Raw genomic sequence first — 16,534 nt, forward strand, 5'->3', positions numbered from 1 at the left:
TTCCGTCGCCGGGCGACCGCTCGACGCCCGCCTCAGTTCTCCTCGAACGGGAGGGCTATCTCCCAGTCGACGGCCTCGACTGCGGCGTCGAGCGTCTCCTCGACGCCCTCGCCGTCGGCCACGCTCATGTAGCAGTCGGCCTCCACGTCGCGCGACTGGTCGCTCTTGTTGCAGACGGTGAGGACGGGCACCTCCTCCTCGTCGCCCGCGGCGTCGGCGAACAACTGCTCCACGTCGTCGCGGAGCGCGAGTTGCGCCTCCAGCGGGTAGCCACACGACTCGCTGGGGTCCACGAGGAAGAGGACGGCGTCGGCGAGATGCGTCAGCGCGGAGACGGCCTGCGACTCGATGGCGTTGCGCTCGTCGGCCGGGCGGTCGAGCAGGCCCGGCGTGTCGACCAGTTGATAGCGGATGCGGTCGCGCTCGAAGTGGCCGACCCGAATCTGGGTGGTCGTGAACGGGTAGGTGTCGACGTCGTTGTCGGCCCGCGTCACGCGGTTGACGAACGACGACTTCCCGACGTTCGGGTAGCCGGCGACGACGACCGCCGGTTCGTCCGGGCGGATGTCCGGAAGCTGTCGCAGTTCCTCGCGGGCGTCGGCGAGCGCGAACAGGTCACCCTCCACCTCGCGGACGACGGAGGCGAGGCGGGCGAACGCCTGCTTGCGGAGTTTGCGCGCGGTCTCGGGGTCGGCGTTGCGGATGCGGCCGTGGTACTCGTTTTTTATCTCGTCGCACTGCCGGGAGGCCCACATCACCTCCGAGAGATGCTGACGGAGCGTGTCGACGTTCAGGTCCTCGCGGGCGACGATGGCGTCCGCGAGTTCCCGATAGAACGGGTCGATGGCGTCGAAGTCCGGCCAGGAGGTGACGACGTTCTCGGTGTTGTCCGAGAGGATGTTCGCCGCCGTCTGGAGCATCGACTCCTGGGCCTCGACGCCCTGCTTGGCGTTGCCGGCGCGTGCGGCCCGCGAGAACGCCTTGTCGATGAGTTCCTCCGACCGCGGCGTCGTGGGGAGGTCCTCGAAAGTAGTCATTGGGGACCGTTCGCCGCCGAGGCGTAAAAGGCCGTCCGTCCGGCGCTAGGCGTGGTTTTCGTTGTCGTGGGGGTCGTCAGACGTGTCCGGGACGCCAGTTCGGACCGCTTCGCTGGAGACGAGACGACGACCGACGCCTCGGAAGCCCTCGCGCGCTGGACTCTCGCGACTCGCTGCGCGCCTCACTCGGTCGCATCGCTCCCTCGTTCGGTGCTTTCGTCGTCGTGCTTCGTCCAGCGCGCTCGCCCTTCCAGTCCGCCAGGGGTCGCTGTCCCGTTCGCGTGGTTCGGGGTTTTTGCTTCCGGCGCCCCAACCCGGGGGTATGGCAGACATCGACGCCGACGCACTCCTCCCGAACGACCGCGTGAAGCAGGCCGCGCTCGCGGGCGACGTGACGCAGTTGACCCGCGGGGCCTCGAACCGCTACGCCGAGGAAGGCGACACGTTCGAGGTGGACGGCCAGCAGTTCGAGGTGACGAGCGTCGAGGACCGCACGCTCGGTGACCTGACGGACGCGGACGCGAAACGCGAGGGGTCGGAGTCGCTGGAGGCGTACAAGAAGCGGATGGAGCGGGTGCATCCGGGCGAGTTCGAGTGGGACGAGACGAGCGAGGTTCGGACCTACCGGTTCGAGCGGCGCTAGCGCCGCGACTCCAACTCGGCGAGCAGGTCGTCGAGGTCCATCCCCTTCATCGACAGCAACACGAGCAGGTGGTAGACGATGTCGGCGCTCTCGTGGGCGAGTTCCTCGTGGTCGTCGTCTTTCGCCGCCAACAGCAGTTCCGTCGTCTCCTCGCCCAGTTTCTCGAGGACGTAGTTCTCCCCCTTCTCGTGGGTGAAAAGCGTCGTCGTGTAGGAGTCGTCCGGGAGTTCTTCCTTGCGGGATTCGATGACGGCGAACAGTTCTTCGAGAATCTCGGCGCTGTCGTCCCGTGCGTCACTCATCCGCGATGACCTCCCGGATGTCGCGCAGTTCCTCGAACTCCTCGGGGAGTTCGTGACCGGCCTCGAACACCTGTTCGGAGACTTCGATGGGCGCGTTGGTGCGGGCCGCCAGCGCCAGCGAGTCGGAGGGACGGGCGTCGACGACCACGTCGTCGCGCGGCGTCTGGACGTGGAGGTCCGCGATGTAGGTGCCGTCGCGCAACTCGGAGACGACGACGCGCTCGACGCGCCCGCCGAGTTCCTCCATCACGTCGAGCAGGAGGTCGTGGGTGAGCGGGCGGCCGATGTCCTCGGCGTCGAGGCCGCGACGGATGGCGACGGCCTCGTCGAAACCGACGAAGATGGGCAACAGGTCGTCGCTGTCCGGCACCGAGAGCAGAACGACCGGCACCGGCCCGTTCGGCGTCCCGGCGACTTTCACCCCGTCGATAGACGCATCCATACCCGAAGGAGGTGACGGGCGGCGTTAAAGCCTCGTGTCTCGGTGGGGGGCGGCCGCCTGCTCGAAGAAAGCGAGGTCGTGTATCCGGTCGTCTTCGGTCAACTCCGGGTGGAATGCGGTGCCGACGACCGGCCCCTGCCGGACGGCAACCGGGCGGCCGTCCCAGGCGGCCAGCACCTCGACGTCGTCGCCGACCGACTCGGGGTCGACGGCGGGCGCGCGGATGAACACCGCGGGGAACGGGTCGTCGAGGCCGTCGACGGAGAGCGGCGCCTCGAAGGAGTCGACCTGCCGGCCGAAGGCGTTGCGGTCGACCGCCACGTCCAGCAGGCCAAGGCTGTCGACGCGGTCGTCCTTCGCGTCGCCCGCGGCGACTATGAGGCCCGCACAGGTCGCCAGCACCGGCTTGCCGGCGGCGACGTGCTCGCGTATCTCGGCGTCGATGCCCTCCCGGGTGAGCAGTCGGGAGATGGTCGTCGACTCCCCGCCCGGCATGAGGAGCGCGTCGCAGTCGGGGACGAGCCCCGACTCGCGTATCTCCACCACCTCTGCGCCGCGGTCGTGGCGCCCGGCGGCCCGGCGGATGGCGGCGGCGTGTTCGGAGACGTCGCCCTGCACGGCGACGACGCCGGCTCGCAGGCTCATGGCTCCCGGTTCGGGGTCGAACGCGAAAAGGGCGACGGAGTCGTCAGGCGACGATGTTCAGCACCATGACGAAGGCGCCGAACAGGAGGCCGAAGGCGACGACGGTTCGGGGGTCGATGGTCGGGGCGTTCCGGTCCTCGGAGTCGAAGTAGCGGACGAGGCCCGCAGAGGACATCAGCCCGCCGGAGTTCTGGCCGCTGCTCATACCTTCCAGTCGTCGCGTTCAGGGGGTAAGCCTTTCGGCACGCGCTCGCCGCTCGGGCCCGACTGGTACGCAAGTGGGAAAGGTTTTAGCGCCAGCCTCGACAATCTCCGACCGGTTATGACCGTCAGTCTCAAGGACTTCTACGCGGACTGGTGTGGCCCCTGCAAGACGCAGGACCCCATCCTGGAGGAGCTGGAGGCGGAGTTCCCGGACGTGAACTTCGAGAAGGTGAACGTCGACGAACAGCAGGACGTCGCCAACGAGTATCAGGTGCGGTCGCTCCCGACGCTGGTCGTCGAGAACGACGACGGCATCGTCGAGCGGTTCGTCGGCGTCACCCAGCGCGACGAACTCGAGACGGCGCTTCAGGAAGCCGGCGCGTAACTCGCCACCCGGTTCTCGCGGCGGCCCGCCTCGGGAGTGGCGACGCCGTTCCGTTCGGGTTCGGTATCGAGAGCTATTGTGCGCTCCGCTCGGCACCTAGCAAGGTAGTTAACCCCCGCTCGACTGGGTTCGCTCCCCGGAGGGGAAACGATGGACTGTCTCGCGTGTGGACTCAGGTCGGGGTACAACCGCGTCGTAGTGGACCTGCTCGCTGGCACGGAGCTCGGCGGGCTCTGCTTCCGGTGCGAGGAGCGGCTGTTCGGACGGAGCCTGAAGGACGGGCTCTGGACCGAGCGGAGCGGCTGTGTGCTCTGCTCGCGCGACGGCGCCGTCGCGCTCCCCGAGTGGCGCCCCCGGACGAGCGACACCGGCGGCGTGTTGCGACTCGAGAACGACTACGAACTCGGCGCGACGACCGTCGAGCTGTGCGACGAGCACTTCGACCGGCTCGAGAACCGGTCGCTCGACGCCCGCTGGCCCGACCGAACGGGTGACACGAACCATGTCCGGTGACGTCGCCCGTCGGCACCGGGACGCGGGCGGGCTCGACGTCGCCGCCCGTGCCGTGCTGGAGTTCCTCGAACCCCTGGACGTCCCCGTCTGCGTCCGGACGGTCGGGCTGAACGTGGGCGTCGACTCCGCGACGGCGCGGGCCGCCTGCCACCGGCTCCGTGCGCTGGGGCTCGTCGCCGCCGGGACACCCGACGGCCGCGGCTACGTCATCACCTCACGCGGCGAGGACTACCTCGCGGGCAACCTCGGGCTCGCGGCCCCGTGAGCGCGGCCCGTGCCCCGCACCCGGTAGCTTAAGCGGCCCGGACCGCTGTCTCCCGGCATGGACGGCGAACTCTCGGCGAGCGAGCTCGCGGCCCTCCTCGAATCGGACGCGGACGTGCGGGTCGTCGACATCCGCTCGCCCGCGGCGTTCGACCGGGGTCACATCCCCGGGAGCGTCAACATCCCGTTCGAAGAACTGCCGGACCGGGTCGCCGAACTGGACGGCGCCGAGCGGGTCGTCACCGTCTGTCCCCACGGACAGGCGTCGGTGCAGGCGGCGCGGCTCGTCGGCTCCTATCAGGGGACCCAGGACGCGGTCGTCGAGTCGCTGGCGCCCGGCATCGAGGGATGGGCCGCGGAGTACGGCCTCGAACGCGCCGACGCCCGCGCGGACGGCGACGGGAGCGACGAGGGCCCGGAGGCCCCGTTCTGAGTCAGCGGCCGCGCCGCTCGCGGCGGATGCCCTGCCGCAGGTCGAACGTGAGGTGGAGTTCGTAGACGGAGCCGGCGACGGCGAGCCCCCCGACGGCGAGCAGACCCACGGAGACGGGGTCGGCCCCGCCGAACACCAGCGTCAGGACGACCATCTGGAGGCCGACGAGGACGACCAGACACAGCAACAGCCCGTAGGCGACGGTGCCGAGCACGTCCCAGAACGCGTCCTCGATGGCTCGTCGGGTCGGTCCGTACATCTCCTCGGGTTTCGGACCTATCATAGTCGCCGGTTCCGCGACCGGCGAGTTACGCCTTGCGGCCGCCGCAATCGACGGCGTCACGGCTGGCGCGTCAGTGGACGAAAGGAGACGGGTCGAGACGTGGCTCGACGGTGCGGTCGGTCAGGCGACGTTGAAACCCTTCTCGCGGAGGAAATCCTCCACGCGGCCCGTGTGGTTCCCCTGCAGTTCGATGGCATCGTCTTCGACGGTGCCGCCGCAGGCGAACTTCGACTTGAGGTCGCTGGAGAGCGAACTCAGGTCGACGTCCTTCGGGTCGAACCCCTCGATAATCGTTACCTCCTTACCGTATCGGCGCTCGTCGATGCGGACCGTGATTTCCTGGGACTCCTTGGCGACGTCCTCGCAGACGCAGAGTTCCTCAGGCAGGCCGCACGTCGAGCAGACTTCCGACATTACACCGTGGGTTACAGACTGGCCGTATTAAACACTATCGGGACTTCGCACCCCGGTTTACGACCGCGAGACCGCCGTCAGCGACGAGCTCGTCGGCCAGCGAGACGGCTTCGCCGGCTTCCGCCTCGGTGACGCCGCCCGCGTACGTCGCCCGCTCGTACAGTTCGGCGACCCGGCGGGCCCGCTCGTCGCCCACGTCGGCGGCGTACTGCCGGACCGTCTCGCCGGGTTCGCGGGGCCGGTGGTCGCGTTCGAGCACGTACTCGACGCGTTCGAACGCCCGTCGCGTGTCGCTGACGGGGTCGGTCCGCGGCTGGTAACGGAGCCACACCTCCCGGTAGGCGCGAGTGGTGAGTCCCGAGCGCCGGAGGCCGGCGACGGCCGCGCCCGCGACGACGAGTCCCAGCCCCACCTGCTCGCGGGAGGGGAGCGTCGGGAGTTCGAACCCGCTTGCGCCGCCGGGGTCGCTGGGCGTGAACCCGCCCCCGCCGAGTCCGGGCGGCGTCGGGGAGTCGCCGCCGACGGGCGAGAGCGGCTGGTCGATGTTCGGCGTCCGCACGTCCGTGTCGTCGGGCGTCGTGGCCGTCTCCTCGTCGGGGTCGGGCGTCGGCGTCCACTCCTCCGGCCCGGTCCGCTCGGTGTCGACGTTCGTCTCGTTGTTCTCGCGGGCCTCCGACAGCCGGTTCTGCTCGGTCGCGTTCCGGGCGCCGCCCGGCGTCGGGTCGAACCGTATCCAGCCGTGGTCGGGGAAGAACACCTCGACCCACGCGTGGGCGTTGAGCCCGCGGACGACCCACTCGGTGCGGGCCACCTGCTCGCCGGGCGTGTAGCCGACGACGAACCGCGCGGGAACGCCCTGGGTGCGGAGCATCGTCACCATCGTCGTGGCGAAGTAGGTGCAGTAGCCGGCACGCATCTCGAACAGGAACGCGTCGGCGATGGTGCCGCCGGGCTTCTCGACGTCCAGCGAGTACGCGCGGTTGTTCTCCAGCCACTGCTCGATGACGCGGGCGGTGTCGTACGGGTTGGTCGCGTTCCCCGTGATGCGGCTGGTCCGATCCGCGACCCGCCGTGGGATGTTCTCCGGAAGCGCGGTGTACCGTTGCTCGACGGCCGTCGGGTAGTCGGTGCCGGCCTCGCGCAACTGCCTGGGGCTGGCGACGGGCGTGCGCGACTCGACGGTGTACGACTCGCCGGCGGCGAACGGCCGGACCGGACGGATGCTTCCGTCGGGGAGCACGTCTGCGGCGGTGTCGGCCTCCTCGATTTCGACTGGCTTCCACAGCGCCGGCATGTTCCCCATCCGGCTCTCGAACTCGTACGTCTGTTCGACCCGTCGGCTCCGCCCACGGGGGGAGGCGAGGCGGCTCTCGTACGGTTCGCTCTCGCCGGTTCGGACCCAGCCGCGGCCGGTGTAGCGGTCGTACGAGCCGATGCGCCAGTAGCCGCGCTGGCCGCTGTCGACGGTGAACCGGACCTCCGGCGAGAGACTGATAGAGCCCTGTATCTGGACGCTGTCGGCCGCCCCGAGCAGGTTCCCCTCGACGGTGTTGCTCCCGCCTCCGATACCCCCGAGCGGGTTGCCGCCGCGGGCGCCCACCCGACCGGGGACGATGTTGACGAGGCTGGTGCCGACGACGACGGCCCCGAGTTCGACGAGGATGGCGCGGCGGGCGTCGTCGATGCCCTCGGCCGCGCCGTCGCCCGCCGATTGGCTGGCCGCGTGCTCGCGGTTGGCCACGTCGCCAAAGCCCATCGCGCCGACGACGCCGACGGCACCCAGCAGAGTGGTCGGCGCGTCGGCGTTGCCCGTCAGCACGAAGATGCCGAGCGTGAACCCGGCGACGGCCGCGCCCGCGACGTAGTGGCGCCGCAAGGCGAGATACCACGCGAGGAACGTTGGGCCGGGCGCGATGGCCAGCGCCCACGTCCCCGCGTTGACGATGCGGAGTATCGACAGCCCCGAGAGTAGCGAGATGGAGTCGCTCACGAGCGGGCCGACGGCGCCGTACACCTCGACGCCCTCGGGGAGCGTGCCGAGATAGTAGTAGGTGCCGGCGGCCACGAGCGCCAGCGCCAGCACGGCGGCGTACCGCGGGCGGAGGACGCGGGCGGCGAGCGTCGCGGCCGCGACGGAGACGCCGACGGCGCCCAGCAGGAGGGTGGGTTTCCCCGCGACGGTGGCGATGAAGTGGAGGATGCTCAGATACGAGAGGACGACGAGCGCCACCGAGCCCACAGCGAGGAGGCGCGGCACGTCCACCTCGCCGAGGACCGGGAGTCTGCGGGTGGTCGTGCTCACGCCACCACCTCCTGCCGCTGGGCGTCGTCGGCCGCCCCGACGCCGTCGGTCAACTCGGAGAACGGGAACCGGCGGCCGTTGGCGGTGACTTCCACGCCGCTGGCGTCGGCGCGAACCCGCACGTCGGCCTCGACGTCGCCGACGCGGCCGGCGGGCGTTCGCGCGAGCAGTTCGAGGACATCGTCGCGTTGCTGTTCGCCGCGGCCGTCGCGGACGCGGCCGCCGGGCGCGTGGAGCTCCACGTCGAGGTCGGCATCGAGGAGGTAGACGGCGATGCTGGCCGCGGCGGACGCCATCTCGTCGGCGAACTCGGCGTCGCCCTCGGCGACGACGGTGACGCCGCCCTCGTCGGCGCGGGCGAACTCCGCGACCACGAGCTCGCCGGGCTCGCGTTTCGCCGAGGTCTTCCAGTGGACGTCACGCAGTGCGTCGCCGGGGACGTACTCCCGGAGGGTGTCGAACGCGTCGCGGTCCTCGGTCCCCGCGCGCTCGACGAGCCCGCGGAACGTTCGGTTCGGCGCCACCGGCTCGACGACGGGGTAGACGAGCGCGGGCGTCGTCTCCTGGACGCGCGTCTCGCGGCTGACGACCCCGAGTGTGTCCCGCTGGGTCACCGATGCGGGGCCGAGCGCGTGCTCGCCGCGTTCGAGCAGTTCGACGGTGTAGCGCGCCTCTCCGTCGGTGACGTACCGGTCCGCGTCGTCGACGGGGTGGAGTCCGTCGCCGGTCCGGTCGCGCACCTGACAGGGGCCGTCGGCGTCGACGCGCAGGTGAACCTCGCGGGTCTCGCCGGGGAACCCCGGCGCGGGTTTGCGGCGCGTGACCGTCGGTGCGTCGCGTCGCGCGAGCGTGACGACGCCGTACGCGAGCGTCACGACGGCGGGGCCGGCGACGGCGTTGAGCGACCGGGGGCCGGCGTGGGCCGCAAGCGCGATGGCGCCGACCGCGACCCCCAGAACCGCGTAGCCGCGGCGGGTGAGCCTCATCGCACGTCGACGGTCGACAGCGCCTCGCGGACCAGTTCGCGCGCCGAGCCCTCGCCGCGGCCCAGCCGGATGCGGTGGACGAGCGTCGGCTCCGCCTCCGCCTGCACGTCGTCGGGGACGACGTAGTCGCGGCCCTCCAGCACCGCGCGGCCCTGTGCGGCCCGCAACAGGGCGATGGAGCCGCGCGGCGAGACGCCCAGCCGCGCGTTCTCGCGGGTGTAGCGGGCCAGCGCCGTCACGTACTCGCGGATTGGCTCCTCGACGGTCACCTCGCCGGTGGTGCGGCGCGCGGCCACCAGCTGGTCGACGGTGGCGACGGGGGAGAGGTCGTCGATGGGGTGGTCCCCCACCATCCGCCCGAGCACCTCCTGCTCCTCGCTCTCGGTCGGGTAGCCGAGATGGAGCTTCATCTGGAACCGGTCGAGTTCGGCCGCGGGGAGTTCGTAGGTGCGGTCGCGCTCGACGGAGTTCTGCGTGGCGACGACGAAGAACGGGTCCGGCACCTCGCGGGTGTCGCCGTCGACGGTCACCTGCTGTTCCTCCATCGCCTCCAGCAGAGCGGACTGCGTCTTCGGGGGCGCGCGGTTGATTTCGTCGCCCAGCACCACGTTCGCGAACACGGGGCCGGGCCGGAAGTCGAACTCACGGGTCTTCTGGTTGAACACGTTGACGCCCGTGATGTCCGACGGGAGGAGGTCGGGGGTGAACTGGACGCGCTTGAAGTCGCACTCGAAGGAGGTGGCGACGGCGCGGGCCAGCATCGTCTTGCCGACGCCGGGGACGTCCTCGAGCAGGACGTGTCCGCGGCCGAGCATGGCGACGAGGAGATGCTCGACGGCCTCCTCGTTGCCGACGATGACCCGACTGACGTTGTCGATGACGTCCTGTGCGACGTCGCCGGCGTCGGAGACGGCGAGGCCGCTCGACTGTACGTCACTCATCGGTTCGGGGACCATACCCGCGTCGTTCGGTGCCCTCGGTAAGTGTCTTCCCCTGACGGCCTGCGAGTCATTGGCTCACGAAACGGGCCGGAGCGTTGTTAAGCCTGACTGCTCCGGGTATGGAGTCCTCAATAGGGGTTGGTGGGTCGAGCCAGGGGTAGATCTTTGTCGGGTCGCTGAACATTCAGGACCATGTCGGAGTGGCGTCAGGTGGTCCGGCGGGAACTCCATCGGTACCGCGACCAGACGGGGCACGACGTCGTGGAGCGGCAGGACCTGCTCGACCAGTCGCGGTCGGTACTCGAAGCGGAGTTCCCGGAGGCGAACACCCCCGGACAGACGCTCAGCCGGGTGCTTCAGGAACTCCGCGACAGCGACGAACTCGAGTTCCTGGACCACGCGGGTACGTACCGCATCCGCGAGTTGGAGGTCGATGCCGCCGACGTTTCTACCGACCAGGGTACCGGAACGTACGAGGCGGAAACGTACGAGACGACGGTGCAGGCCCGCTCGATGCCGGCCGCGTTCCGCGAGGCCGTGCTGTCGTGGTACGACGCGCGCTGTCCGGTTTCGGGTGTCGACCACGCGGGACTGCTCGACGTGGCCCACGTCCTCCCGTGGAGCGACTACCCGGACCGACGAACCGACCCCGCGAACGTCATCCCGCTCGACAAGACCCACCACGAAGCGTTCGACCGCGGGCTGTTCACCCTCGACAGTGGTTTCCATCTGCACGTCTCGCCGGAGCTATCGACCGACAGCGACGTGCTCAGGCGGACGCTTCTCGACCGTGAGGGGAATCGGGTCGAGTTTCCTGACGTGCGGCAACCGTCGGGCGAGTACCTGAATCAGCATAATTCGAGACTCGACTGGTGGTGAGCGATTCGAACGAATCCTTACCAGTGAACGCGCCCAACCTCGGTGCATGGCGAGCGACCCGGAGGCGGAGGTGCCGGACCCCGAGAACCCGCGCATCGTCGCCGACGAGCGGTTCGGCGGCGAGCCACGACCCCGGTGTCACCGCACCACCGCCGAGGAGACGATACCGAGACGCGCGCGGCCGATGAAGTCGGTGCGATAGAATCGCCGGGACGCGTATCCGAACCGCCGAGCCGGTGCTCGACCGTCGATTTATATGCGAATGGGAACAAGGTTCGCGCATGACCGAGATCGTCCGGGACGAGGACCACAGCGGCGGTGCGCCGACGATTGGCGACACGGGGATTCGGGTCATCAACGTCGCCTGCGCCTACGAGCACGACGGCTACTCGCCGGACGAAATCGCCGAATTCTACCCGGTCCTGACGCTCGAGGACATCCACACGGCGATCGCGTACTACTACGCCCACATCGAGGAGTTCCGCGACGCGCACTCGGACGCCGAGACGCCCGCATGATCTACGCGGACGAGAACGTCTGGATGCCGGTCGTCGAGGGGCTCCGCCGCCGCGACTGGTCCGTCACGACCGCGATGGAGGAAGGCACGCTCGGCGCCCCCGACGACGAGCAGTTGGCGTACGCGGCCGACAACGACTGGCTCCTGTTGACGTTCGACGACGACTTCCTCTCGATGGTGCAGTCGGGCGAGTACGACGACAGCCACGCCGGAATCGTGTTCGTGTCTCAACACGAGAGGGGTGTCGGCGAACTCGTCCGACGTATCGACTCGACGCTCCAGCAGAACGCGAACCGCGACCTGGCGGACGAGATCGTGTTCGCGTGACGCGCCCCACTACCACGCCTTGCAGTCGCCACACACCAGCCCCGACTCGTCGCGCCACCGCTTCTCCACCGTCTCGCCACAGGCCGCACACGCCGCGCCCCCCGGCGAGAACGCGTAGGTCGAGACCGCCGGCTCCGGGTCGGCGAAGTTCGGGTCGTCGTCCGCACTCGCCGGGTCGTCCGCCGCGTCCGCGCCCCCGTCGTCGCCGTCGTCGCCGTCGCTGTCGCTGTCGGCGCGTGCGAACTCGTCGAGCGAGCGGTCGCGGGCCACACTCCGGGTCGCGCGGCCACCGGCAAGAGCGTGGCGGACCCGGAACTGGCAAGTAGCCCCCGCCGGAGGAGTCGGGTATGACGGCGACACTCCCCACGCTCGCGCAGGTCGGCATCCCGAGCGAGGTCGCGAACGTCGCGGGCAGTCCCGAGCAGGTGATTCTGGTGGCTATCGGCGCGCTCATGGTACTGGCGGCGTCGGCCGTGTTCGGCATCCTCGCGGCCGGCGGCATCGTCGAGGCCATCGTGAAACAGTTCCCGTCGGGCGGCGGGCCCCCGGAGAGTCGGCGGTAGTTACCGGTCGAGCGCCTCACCGGCCAGTCGCACCGCCGCGTCGAGGTCCGGGCCGAGCGGCGACCCCGCGACGATGCCGTCGGCGTGCTCGCGGAGTTCGGCCGCCCGTTCGGCCACCGTCTCGGGGGTGCCCGCGATGCAGAACGCGTCCAGCATCGCCTCGGTCACGAGGCCGAACGCCTCCGTGAACTCGCCCGCGGAGATGTGGTCGCCGATGTCGTCGGCGCGGTCGGCGTCGATGCCGTGCCGTTCCAGCACGGGCGGGGCGGCGCCGCTCGTGATAAACGCCACCGGCGGGCGGGCGGCCTCGCGGGCCGCGTCGGCCTCGTTGCTGACCGACACCGCGGCGTAGGCCGCGAGCGTGAACGCGCCGCGGTCGTCGGGCCGCTCGTCGAGCCCGGCTTCGACCTGCTCGCGGGCCCACGCGAGGTCGTCGGGGTGCGAGCCGTTGAACAGGAGGCCGTCGGCGTGTTTGGCGGCCATCCGGCACATGTGGGGCCCCTCACCGCCGACGTAGACCGGAATCGAGTCGCCCTGCGGCGGTTCGAAGTTGAGGCCGGCGTCGTCGGCCGCGTGGACGCCGTCGCGGGTGACTCGCTCGCCGCGCCACAGTCGCTGTGCGTCTTTGAACGCCTGCAACACCGCCGAGAGGCCGCGCTCGCGGTCGACCCCCAGGTTGCGGAGCGTCGCGGGGTCGCCCGGCCCGACGCCGAAGACGGCGCGGCCCCCGGAGGATTCGTCGAGCGTCGCCACCTGTCCGGCGAGCGCGACCGGGTGGGTCTGGTAGGGGTTCGCCACGCCGGGGCCGACACCCACCGAGTCGGTGGCGCGGGCCACCCGGTCGAGGGCGACGAACGGGTCGCGGTTGTTGTAGTGCATCGAGCAGAACACGGTGTCGAAGCCTGCTCGCTCGGCGCGCCGGCCGAGGTCTCCGATGCGACTGACGGGGTGTTCGGGAGTGAGTTCGATGCCTAGCATGTGTGTTCCGGCAACGTTGCGAGGGGAGCGTTTCCGGTCGAGCGCCCGACGGTGGCTCCGGGAGTGAGTGGGTTGGGGTCGGCTGTACTGGCACCTCGGACGCTCTCGCGCTCTCCGGTCGGGGGCTTCCACGGGACCGTTCGCGTTCTCACCGCCGACTTCGACCCCCGTTTCCCCTCCATACTACCCCTCGAACGTCCAGTCGCGGAGCGCCTCGCGGACGATGTCGTCTTCCTCGGCGCGAAACAGGTTGTCGGAGCCCTCGTGGTCGCCGAACGCGAAGCCACGGACGACGACGGCGGGCGTGCCGCCGTCGCCCTCGCCGGCGACGAGGTTCGCCGCGCCAGCGAGTTCGTCGACGACCGACTGGACCGTGACGCCGAGTTCGCGGCCGTCCCTGTCGTGTTCCCCGCGCCAGTCACGGGAGGCGGGCATCCCGGCCCACCCGACGGCGACGCCACGCTGGCCGTGGCGGAACGGCCGCCCCGAGGTGTCGGTGACGACGACCGGCACGTCAAGCCGTTCGTGGAGGCGAGCGGCCGACGCGCTCGGGTCCTCGGGCAACAACAGGAGGTCGCCGCCGGGGACGTTCGAGCGGTCGATGCCCGCGTTGACCGTGACGTGTCCGAACCGACAGACGGCGAGCAGGAACGGCGCCTCGGTCAGCAGTTCCTCGCTCTCCTCGATGACCGCCTGCGCGAACCGCGGGTCCTTCTCGTCGCCGGTGATGGCTTCGATGCGTGCGGCGATGTCGCGGGCGCGGTCGCCGGCCGGGAACGCCGAGAGGTCGCGGGTCCGGCCCTCGGCCTTCGAGACGACGGTGGATGCGACACACAGGACGTCGCCGGGCCGCAGGTCGACGCGCTCGTCGACGAGCGCCGCGAGGTCGTCGCCCTCGCGTATCTCCGGCAGGCCCTCGACCGGGGTCAACTCCATACCCGCGCCTCGGGGGCGGGGGAAAAAAGGCGAGCGGTTGCGGCGACGGGCCGACGACGCCCTACAGCGGCGCGTCGTTCTGGTCGACGCCGACGACGCGGTTGGTGTCGGTGCCGGTGAACTGCCGGAACGTGGCGTCGCCGGACTCGCCGTCGGGGACGTACTCCTTCGCCTGTGCGGGGCCGAACTGGTACTGGCCGGTCGACTCGGGCGCCTCGAGGAAGTAGCCGACCGTCGCGGCCTCGCTATCGCCGCTCGGCGTCGGAATCTCGGTGAACTCGATGTAGCGGTTCCCGTTCTGCGTGTACACGTCGACGTTGGCGTTCTCCTCCTCGTCGGGCGCGAGCACCTCCCAGCCGAACGGGATGCGGTCGCGGACCGTGGCGGTGGCGTTCGCGTCCACGCCGAGTTCGACGCCGACGGTCTGTCCGGCCGTGTACACGTCGTTGTCGTCCTCCCGGGAGCCCGAGACGGAGAACACGAACCCGTCGCCGCCGGTCGAGCCGGTGCCCGCGAGGTCGATGGTGCCGTCCGCGTAGTCGTCGAGGCCGAACAGCTCGTCGTCCTCGGCCAGTTGGACCGCGGTCTTGGCGTCGGCGAAGCCGGCCCCGATGGTCCAGGTCCGGTGGGGCCACCGCGCGTCGTCGGGGTCGGTCGGCCGGGTGACGGCCGCCGTGGCCTCGACGGTGGCGATGACCTCCATCGGGTCGGGGAACTCGCCGTGGGTCTGCCGGTAGGCGTCGTAGATGAGCGCGACCAGCCCCGTCAGCACCGGCCCGGACATCGACGTGCCCGACAGCTGCCCGTAGTAGGGCTCGTCGGCCTGTTCGCTCTGCTCGCGCTGGAGTTTGGCCAGCGCCGGCGGCGGCACCTGCCCCTCGGAGGCCTCGATGGCCACGCCCTGCCCGTACCAGATGGTGGGGTACGCCTGGTTGTAGTCCTCGGGCGCAAGCGTGCTCATCACGAACTTCCCCGGCGTGCCGACGCTGGGCCGGTGGAGGCTGAACGGCCGGGAGGCGCTGACGCTCGGCGCGCGGTAGGCGTCCGCGGTGATGGTGTAGTCGGCCTGGATGGCGGCCCAGGGGTCGACCTCGAAGTAGTACGTCTTCGTCGGGTCGATCTCCGCCTGCAGCGTCTCGGGGTTGGCACCCGTCCCGCCCGTCGAGGACGCCTTGAGGGTGCCCTCGCTCCCCTTGCCGCCCTCGTACAGCCGGAAGTCGACGTCCTGTCCCTGCGGGCTCCACGAGAGCGACGCCTTCACGAAGCCGACATCGGCGGCGTCCGACGCCGAGACGTCGACGCCCTCCGGCGCGTCGGGGTTCCACTCGTGGTACTGCTTGTCGGTGACCTGCGGCGCGCCCAGCGGCGGCTGGGCGCCCGGTCCGGCGGTGCCCGAGTAGCTCTGCGTGTAGATGGCGTCGCCGAGGTCCTCCTCGAGGGCCGCGTACGCGTCCGCGACGTTCTCGAACGCCTCCTTGCGGTCGTAGTTGACGAGCTTGTCGCCCCGGCTCCCCGGCTTGCGACCCTTCGACGAGAAGTCGGTGACGTACATCTCGTCATCGGTCGCCGCCGAGCAGAGGACGTGCGGGCCGATGGAGTAGTTGTTGAGCGTGTCGATGTCGTAGGAGTTGCCCGCGGAGAACACGGGCGTCATTCCCTGCTGGAACCCCGTCCAGGTCGCCACTTGCAGGGCGCCGTACGGGCTGTAGTTGCTCCCCGTGCCCGCGCCGTAGGAGTTGTTGACCGCCTGCACGTCGAGCTTCCCCTCCTGCTGTTTGGCGACGAGGTCGTCCCACGCGCCGGTGATCTGGAACAGGAAGTAGCCGCCCGTCGTCGAGTACACCGTCAGGTCGGCGTCGGGCGCCATCCCCTTGTACTGGCCCTCGCTGGCCGAGCCGGTGCCGGCGATGGAGCCGGAGACGTGGGTGCCGTGGCCGCTCCCGCCGGTGTTGGCCGGCCCGGCCTCGGTCCACATCGGGTCGCTCCCCTGGAGGGGGTTGACGAACCGGTAGTGGTTCTTCAGGTTGCGCTCCAGGTCGGGGTGGTCGCCGTCGACGCCGGAGTCGATGACGGCCACGTGGACCGTCTCTCCCGTGTAGAACAGTTCCTCCTGCACGAACTTCGCGCCCGTCACCTCGCGGGCGTCCTCGTTGTGGGGGGTCAGCTCCCTGTTCCGTTCGACGTTGAGCGTCTCCCGCCAGCCGGCCACCTGCCGTATCTGCTCGCCCGTCAACCGGGTGAACCCCATCGGCAGGGCCTTGTACTTGTAGTAGCCGTCCGCGAGGTCGAGGCGGCCGAGCCGGTCGACGTCGTCGCGCGACCGGAACACGACGACGACCTCCTGGAGGTCGTCGGTGCCGGTGTCGAGCGTCGGGTCGACGGCCGCACCCACCCCGGGCGCGAGCAGTCCCGCGCCGGTCGCTCCCGCTCCCTTCAGTAGCGTTCGCCTGTTGAGCTGCATGGCTTGCACGGTGCCACTCGGTACCACGAAAAGTGATTTCTGACAAAACTGTCCAAAAGCTCCCACAGCGACCGTAGCG

At 70.2% G+C, this 16,534-nt stretch carries 24 protein-coding genes; 10 read left to right on the forward strand and 14 right to left on the reverse strand.

The features are described from left to right. Positions 1–32: 32 nt before the first annotated feature. Positions 33–1,037: an NOG1 family protein gene (locus tag NL112_RS08925; protein WP_255152368.1), complete on the reverse strand. Its 1,005-nt coding sequence runs from the start codon at positions 1,035–1,037 to the stop codon at positions 33–35. Between the two features lie 322 nt (positions 1,038–1,359). Here NL112_RS08925 and NL112_RS08930 point away from each other — a divergent pair, with 322 nt between their 5' ends. Next, positions 1,360–1,680 carry an ASCH domain-containing protein gene (locus NL112_RS08930; protein ID WP_255152370.1) on the forward strand — a complete coding sequence of 107 codons (321 nt, stop codon included), beginning with the start codon at positions 1,360–1,362 and terminating at the stop codon, positions 1,678–1,680. On the opposite strand, the gene hisE is transcribed toward NL112_RS08930, so the two are convergent. The 4 genes from hisE to NL112_RS08950 are packed head-to-tail and all read right to left on the reverse strand — an operon-like array spanning position 1,677 to position 3,274. Further along, the gene (gene hisE, locus NL112_RS08935) at positions 1,677–1,982 is read right to left on the reverse strand and encodes a phosphoribosyl-ATP diphosphatase (protein WP_255152371.1); all 306 of its coding nucleotides are present in this window, start codon (positions 1,980–1,982) and stop codon (positions 1,677–1,679) included. The two genes, NL112_RS08930 and hisE, sit on opposite strands and share 4 nt — an antisense overlap. Further along, entirely contained in the window at positions 1,975–2,424 is a 450-nt protein-coding gene (locus NL112_RS08940) for a bifunctional nuclease family protein (protein ID WP_255152372.1), read from the reverse strand. The genes hisE and NL112_RS08940 overlap by 8 nt, the downstream gene beginning before the upstream one ends. A gap of 24 nt (positions 2,425–2,448) precedes the next feature. After that, positions 2,449–3,069, reverse strand: coding sequence for a pyridoxal 5'-phosphate synthase glutaminase subunit PdxT (gene pdxT / locus NL112_RS08945; protein ID WP_255152373.1), 621 nt, complete (start codon positions 3,067–3,069; stop codon positions 2,449–2,451). A 43-nt stretch (positions 3,070–3,112) separates the two neighbouring features. Beyond that, positions 3,113–3,274 carry a preprotein translocase subunit Sec61beta gene (locus NL112_RS08950; RefSeq protein WP_255152374.1) on the reverse strand — a complete coding sequence of 54 codons (162 nt, stop codon included), beginning with the start codon at positions 3,272–3,274 and terminating at the stop codon, positions 3,113–3,115. Positions 3,275–3,391: 117 nt separating this feature from the next. Here NL112_RS08950 and NL112_RS08955 point away from each other — a divergent pair, with 117 nt between their 5' ends. From NL112_RS08955 to NL112_RS08970, 4 genes are all read left to right on the forward strand, one after another. After that, positions 3,392–3,658, forward strand: coding sequence for a thioredoxin family protein (locus NL112_RS08955; RefSeq protein ID WP_255152375.1), 267 nt, complete (start codon positions 3,392–3,394; stop codon positions 3,656–3,658). A gap of 150 nt (positions 3,659–3,808) precedes the next feature. Then, complete coding sequence (locus tag NL112_RS08960; RefSeq protein ID WP_255152376.1) at positions 3,809–4,171, forward strand: hypothetical protein; 363 nt, start codon at positions 3,809–3,811, stop codon at positions 4,169–4,171. Beyond that, positions 4,161–4,436 carry a hypothetical protein gene (locus tag NL112_RS08965; RefSeq protein ID WP_255152377.1) on the forward strand — a complete coding sequence of 92 codons (276 nt, stop codon included), beginning with the start codon at positions 4,161–4,163 and terminating at the stop codon, positions 4,434–4,436. The genes NL112_RS08960 and NL112_RS08965 overlap by 11 nt, the downstream gene beginning before the upstream one ends. Before the next feature lie 57 nt (positions 4,437–4,493). Continuing rightward, positions 4,494–4,868: a rhodanese-like domain-containing protein gene (locus NL112_RS08970; RefSeq protein ID WP_255152378.1), complete on the forward strand. Its 375-nt coding sequence runs from the start codon at positions 4,494–4,496 to the stop codon at positions 4,866–4,868. A gap of 1 nt (position 4,869) precedes the next feature. Here NL112_RS08970 and NL112_RS08975 read toward each other — a convergent pair whose 3' ends face one another. From NL112_RS08975 to NL112_RS08995, 5 genes are all read right to left on the reverse strand, one after another. Continuing rightward, the gene (locus NL112_RS08975; RefSeq protein ID WP_255152379.1) at positions 4,870–5,151 is read right to left on the reverse strand and encodes a hypothetical protein; all 282 of its coding nucleotides are present in this window, start codon (positions 5,149–5,151) and stop codon (positions 4,870–4,872) included. A gap of 120 nt (positions 5,152–5,271) precedes the next feature. Further along, complete coding sequence (gene yciH, locus NL112_RS08980) at positions 5,272–5,565, reverse strand: stress response translation initiation inhibitor YciH (protein WP_255152380.1); 294 nt, start codon at positions 5,563–5,565, stop codon at positions 5,272–5,274. Between the two features lie 34 nt (positions 5,566–5,599). Beyond that, complete coding sequence (locus NL112_RS08985) at positions 5,600–7,867, reverse strand: transglutaminase TgpA family protein (protein WP_255152381.1); 2,268 nt, start codon at positions 7,865–7,867, stop codon at positions 5,600–5,602. Then, positions 7,864–8,853 carry a DUF58 domain-containing protein gene (locus NL112_RS08990; protein ID WP_255152382.1) on the reverse strand — a complete coding sequence of 330 codons (990 nt, stop codon included), beginning with the start codon at positions 8,851–8,853 and terminating at the stop codon, positions 7,864–7,866. Before NL112_RS08990 ends, NL112_RS08985 begins: the two co-directional genes overlap by 4 nt. Then, a complete protein-coding gene (locus NL112_RS08995; RefSeq protein WP_434084196.1) occupies positions 8,850–9,809 on the reverse strand; it encodes an AAA family ATPase in 960 nt (319 codons plus the stop codon). The genes NL112_RS08990 and NL112_RS08995 overlap by 4 nt, the downstream gene beginning before the upstream one ends. 177 nt (positions 9,810–9,986) lie before the next feature. Here NL112_RS08995 and NL112_RS09000 point away from each other — a divergent pair, with 177 nt between their 5' ends. From NL112_RS09000 to NL112_RS09015, 4 genes are all read left to right on the forward strand, one after another. Further along, positions 9,987–10,673 (forward strand): HNH endonuclease, encoded by a 687-nt coding sequence (locus NL112_RS09000; RefSeq protein ID WP_255152384.1) that lies wholly within the window; start codon positions 9,987–9,989, stop codon positions 10,671–10,673. 46 nt (positions 10,674–10,719) lie between these two features. Continuing rightward, positions 10,720–10,875, forward strand: coding sequence for a hypothetical protein (locus tag NL112_RS09005; RefSeq protein WP_255152385.1), 156 nt, complete (start codon positions 10,720–10,722; stop codon positions 10,873–10,875). A 79-nt stretch (positions 10,876–10,954) separates the two neighbouring features. Beyond that, on the forward strand, positions 10,955–11,191 hold the full coding sequence (locus tag NL112_RS09010) for a DUF433 domain-containing protein (protein ID WP_255152386.1): 237 nt from the start codon (positions 10,955–10,957) through the stop codon (positions 11,189–11,191). Further along, positions 11,188–11,517, forward strand: a complete 330-nt coding sequence (locus tag NL112_RS09015) for a DUF5615 family PIN-like protein (RefSeq protein ID WP_255152387.1) — start codon at positions 11,188–11,190, stop codon at positions 11,515–11,517. Before NL112_RS09010 ends, NL112_RS09015 begins: the two co-directional genes overlap by 4 nt. Before the next feature lie 9 nt (positions 11,518–11,526). On the opposite strand, the gene NL112_RS09020 is transcribed toward NL112_RS09015, so the two are convergent. After that, a complete protein-coding gene (locus NL112_RS09020; RefSeq protein WP_255152388.1) occupies positions 11,527–11,787 on the reverse strand; it encodes a DUF7573 domain-containing protein in 261 nt (86 codons plus the stop codon). 77 nt (positions 11,788–11,864) lie between these two features. Between NL112_RS09020 and NL112_RS09025 the strand changes: the two genes are divergently transcribed. Next, positions 11,865–12,080, forward strand: coding sequence for a DUF8024 family protein (locus tag NL112_RS09025; protein WP_255152389.1), 216 nt, complete (start codon positions 11,865–11,867; stop codon positions 12,078–12,080). On the opposite strand, the gene NL112_RS09030 is transcribed toward NL112_RS09025, so the two are convergent. The 3 genes from NL112_RS09030 to NL112_RS09040 all read right to left on the reverse strand — a co-directional run bounded on the left by NL112_RS09030 (position 12,081) and on the right by NL112_RS09040 (position 16,455). Next, complete coding sequence (locus NL112_RS09030; RefSeq protein ID WP_255152390.1) at positions 12,081–13,058, reverse strand: 5,10-methylenetetrahydromethanopterin reductase; 978 nt, start codon at positions 13,056–13,058, stop codon at positions 12,081–12,083. A gap of 183 nt (positions 13,059–13,241) precedes the next feature. Next, the gene (locus tag NL112_RS09035) at positions 13,242–13,994 is read right to left on the reverse strand and encodes a coenzyme F420-0:L-glutamate ligase (RefSeq protein WP_255152392.1); all 753 of its coding nucleotides are present in this window, start codon (positions 13,992–13,994) and stop codon (positions 13,242–13,244) included. A 61-nt stretch (positions 13,995–14,055) separates the two neighbouring features. Next, a complete protein-coding gene (locus tag NL112_RS09040) occupies positions 14,056–16,455 on the reverse strand; it encodes a S8 family serine peptidase (protein ID WP_255152393.1) in 2,400 nt (799 codons plus the stop codon). Positions 16,456–16,534: the final 79 nt, after the last annotated feature.

This window comes from Halorarius halobius (genome assembly GCF_024298865.1).
Taxonomy (GTDB): domain Archaea; phylum Halobacteriota; class Halobacteria; order Halobacteriales; family Haloarculaceae; genus Halorarius; species Halorarius halobius.

Coding starts and splice junctions, on each gene's coding strand:
- NL112_RS08925 (WP_255152368.1), bottom strand. CDS start 1,037: ATGACTACTTTCGAGGACCTCCCCACGACGCCGCGGTCGGAGGAACTC.
- NL112_RS08930 (WP_255152370.1), top strand. CDS start 1,360: ATGGCAGACATCGACGCCGACGCACTCCTCCCGAACGACCGCGTGAAG.
- hisE (WP_255152371.1), bottom strand. CDS start 1,982: ATGAGTGACGCACGGGACGACAGCGCCGAGATTCTCGAAGAACTGTTC.
- NL112_RS08940 (WP_255152372.1), bottom strand. CDS start 2,424: ATGGATGCGTCTATCGACGGGGTGAAAGTCGCCGGGACGCCGAACGGG.
- pdxT (WP_255152373.1), bottom strand. CDS start 3,069: ATGAGCCTGCGAGCCGGCGTCGTCGCCGTGCAGGGCGACGTCTCCGAA.
- NL112_RS08950 (WP_255152374.1), bottom strand. CDS start 3,274: ATGAGCAGCGGCCAGAACTCCGGCGGGCTGATGTCCTCTGCGGGCCTC.
- NL112_RS08955 (WP_255152375.1), top strand. CDS start 3,392: ATGACCGTCAGTCTCAAGGACTTCTACGCGGACTGGTGTGGCCCCTGC.
- NL112_RS08960 (WP_255152376.1), top strand. CDS start 3,809: ATGGACTGTCTCGCGTGTGGACTCAGGTCGGGGTACAACCGCGTCGTA.
- NL112_RS08965 (WP_255152377.1), top strand. CDS start 4,161: ATGTCCGGTGACGTCGCCCGTCGGCACCGGGACGCGGGCGGGCTCGAC.
- NL112_RS08970 (WP_255152378.1), top strand. CDS start 4,494: ATGGACGGCGAACTCTCGGCGAGCGAGCTCGCGGCCCTCCTCGAATCG.
- NL112_RS08975 (WP_255152379.1), bottom strand. CDS start 5,151: ATGATAGGTCCGAAACCCGAGGAGATGTACGGACCGACCCGACGAGCC.
- yciH (WP_255152380.1), bottom strand. CDS start 5,565: ATGTCGGAAGTCTGCTCGACGTGCGGCCTGCCTGAGGAACTCTGCGTC.
- NL112_RS08990 (WP_255152382.1), bottom strand. CDS start 8,853: ATGAGGCTCACCCGCCGCGGCTACGCGGTTCTGGGGGTCGCGGTCGGC.
- NL112_RS08995 (WP_434084196.1), bottom strand. CDS start 9,809: ATGGTCCCCGAACCGATGAGTGACGTACAGTCGAGCGGCCTCGCCGTC.
- NL112_RS09000 (WP_255152384.1), top strand. CDS start 9,987: ATGTCGGAGTGGCGTCAGGTGGTCCGGCGGGAACTCCATCGGTACCGC.
- NL112_RS09005 (WP_255152385.1), top strand. CDS start 10,720: ATGGCGAGCGACCCGGAGGCGGAGGTGCCGGACCCCGAGAACCCGCGC.
- NL112_RS09010 (WP_255152386.1), top strand. CDS start 10,955: ATGACCGAGATCGTCCGGGACGAGGACCACAGCGGCGGTGCGCCGACG.
- NL112_RS09015 (WP_255152387.1), top strand. CDS start 11,188: ATGATCTACGCGGACGAGAACGTCTGGATGCCGGTCGTCGAGGGGCTC.
- NL112_RS09025 (WP_255152389.1), top strand. CDS start 11,865: ATGACGGCGACACTCCCCACGCTCGCGCAGGTCGGCATCCCGAGCGAG.
- NL112_RS09030 (WP_255152390.1), bottom strand. CDS start 13,058: ATGCTAGGCATCGAACTCACTCCCGAACACCCCGTCAGTCGCATCGGA.
- NL112_RS09035 (WP_255152392.1), bottom strand. CDS start 13,994: ATGGAGTTGACCCCGGTCGAGGGCCTGCCGGAGATACGCGAGGGCGAC.
- NL112_RS09040 (WP_255152393.1), bottom strand. CDS start 16,455: ATGCAGCTCAACAGGCGAACGCTACTGAAGGGAGCGGGAGCGACCGGC.